2 protein-coding genes are annotated in these 2519 nt (G+C 41.4%); one reads left to right on the forward strand and one right to left on the reverse strand.

Annotated features, from left to right (window positions below; all coding sequences use genetic code 11):
* Positions 1–987: aminotransferase class I/II-fold pyridoxal phosphate-dependent enzyme (locus CAG68_RS12075; protein ID WP_161441196.1), on the reverse strand; the 987-nt coding region annotated here is incomplete at its 3' end.
* Positions 988–1347: 360 nt separating this feature from the next.
* On the opposite strand from CAG68_RS12075, the gene ampC reads away from it, so the two are divergent.
* Positions 1348–2499 (forward strand): class C beta-lactamase, encoded by a 1152-nt coding sequence (ampC, locus tag CAG68_RS12080; protein ID WP_005373435.1) that lies wholly within the window; start codon positions 1348–1350, stop codon positions 2497–2499.
* The last annotated feature ends 20 nt before the right edge of the window (positions 2500–2519 follow it).

Here is a 2519-nt window from a genome sequence, read left to right on the forward strand (position 1 = left end):
CATATAGCCAATGCGTATGCCGGGAAATAGTATTTTAGAGAAACTGCCTATCATAACGACGCAGTCATTTTTGTCTTGTGACTTGAGAGCTTTCTTACTGGTATTGAGATAGTGATATTCCGAATCATAATCATCTTCGATAATGATTGCGTTATTAACTTCTGCCCATCTCAGCAGTTCTAACTTCCTGTCAGCTGAGTAGCTAAAGCCTAAAGGGAACTGATGACTAGGCGTTGTATAAATAATTTTGGCATTAGAAGCGATTGATTCAACGACAACACCTTGGTCGTCCATCGGCACGGAGCCTATTTGCGCGCCAAGTAATCGAGCTTGATTTCGAAAAACAGGATATCCTGGATCTTCCGTCGACACGAGATCCCCGGGAGAGAGTAATGTAAGGAGAGTCGTCATTATTGCCTGCTGGCACCCTTGAGTAATGATGATGTCTTCAGGGTCACAGATTACGCCTCTCGAGTGTCTCACATACTCGCAGATAGACTCTCGTAAACAAGCTAACCCTTGTAAATCACCGCCATGTGCAAACTCTGGAGTTAATGCATTGAGCCTACTCAGTCTTGAGTGTCGCCAAATATGCTTTGCTATTCTCTGATGATCAGGAACGCCTAAAGTGAAGTCATAGTCTAGATTCTTTGGTGCGATGATCTCTGGCTTCTTCGATGCGTTAGTGCCAAACACCCCTAGTTGGTAGTGTTTTATTGGTCTCTTATCTTGATTCACCGTTTGTTCTAGAGCATTACTTACGTACGTGCCAGATCCTGCCTTTTTTACTATCCACCCCTCGAACTGAAGTCGCTCATACACCGAAATGACAGTGTTTCTTGCTATGCCTAACTTTTTCGACAGTATGCGGGTTGACGGTAATCTCTCATTTGATCGTAATCTGCCTTCTAATATCCCTTGGTATATCTCGGAGTAAAGTTGTTGGCTGGTGACTTTTCCAGTTTCGAAGTGTAGTGAAAATGGCATCGTTTTCTCTGTAGACGTTGAAAAGTGGTTCTAAAGCGTTGTGAGGATGTGGATCTGTATATACCAAGTATATCTACCTAGTATACCGTTATCGTGATATGGAGAAAGCGTAATTGAGTACACTATTTCCCCATTTTGGAAACGGATGTTACTTACATTCGTATCTAACCGGCCTACCTATCAACGGTGATCAGGTTTAGACCTGTTTATATCGCACTAAAAATTTGAAGACACAGTGTTATTCATCGAGGGTTAACGATTGGAGTTCTTCAAGTCAGGATTACTTTTATATAAAAAGTTAAAAGCCTTGGAATAAACTAGAAATTAATTATAAGTTAAAATTAAAAAATTGAGGGTTCAATGAAGTTAAACAATGCCTTGCTGGCCATTTTATCGCTCACTTCTTTCGTCACGTTTGCGAAAACGGAGTTAACGGTTAGCAGTCAATTAAAGAGCGTAGTTGATGAATGCGCTAAAGGATTAATCAACGAATACGACATTCCGGGGTTGGCTGTTGCAGTAACGATTGATGGTAAACGTTATTTTTATAATTACGGTTTGGCTGACGTAAGTAAGGGGAGTTTAGTCACCAACGACACAATTTTTGAACTCGGCTCTATCAGTAAAACTTTTGCTGCTACTTTGACTGGGTACGCCCAAGAAAAAGGTAAGCTAGACATGGATGACAAGGTCAAAGATTATATTCCAGAATTAGAGAATAGTGCTCTGGGTAATACCAAGCTAGTTAATGTCGCCACCTACACTGCAGGTGGTCTACCATTGCAATTCCCTAGCGAAGTAACGAACGACGCTGAAATGATGCAGTACTACAAAACGTGGAAACCGGAGTACGAAGCCGGTACTAAGAGGAAGTACTCAAACCCTAGTATTGGTCTATTTGGCTACATCGGTGCCTTGAGTATGAAGTCAGACTATACGGAAATGATGGAAACCGTCATCCTGCCTGAGCTCGGTATGACCAATACCTTTGTCGATGTACCAAAGGATAAGCTTAACAACTATGCTTTTGGTTATAGTTCTGAGGGAAAACCCGTTAGAGTTAATCCAGGTATTCTTGATGCACAAGCCTATGGTATTAAATCAACAAGCTTAGATATGCTTCAATATATCGAAGCAAATATGGGTCAAGCGCAACTTAATACTGATATAGAAAATGCGCTAGAGAGAACTCATACTAAGTATTTTGATACCGACACGTTTACACAAGCCGTAGGATGGGAGGGTTATGATTACCCCGTTTCACTTTCGCAATTATTGAAGGGTAACTCCAGCGATGTAATTCTCAAAGCTAAACCGGTTCAAGCAAGTGTATCTGGTACTCTCGGTCGTGACGTTTGGTATAACAAAACGGGCTCAACAGGTGGCTTTGGGGCATATGTCGCGTATGTACCCTCTGAAAAAATAGGCATAGTGATTCTGGCGAATAAAAACTACCCTAATGCAGAAAGAGTAGAGGCTGCTTACCATATTATTAGCTCAGTGGTGAAGTAAATTTTAGTGGTAATAGGCAC

Origin of the sequence: Vibrio sp. V42_P2S4T144 (genome assembly GCF_009904715.1) — a bacterium.
GTDB lineage: Bacteria > Pseudomonadota > Gammaproteobacteria > Enterobacterales > Vibrionaceae > Vibrio > Vibrio alginolyticus.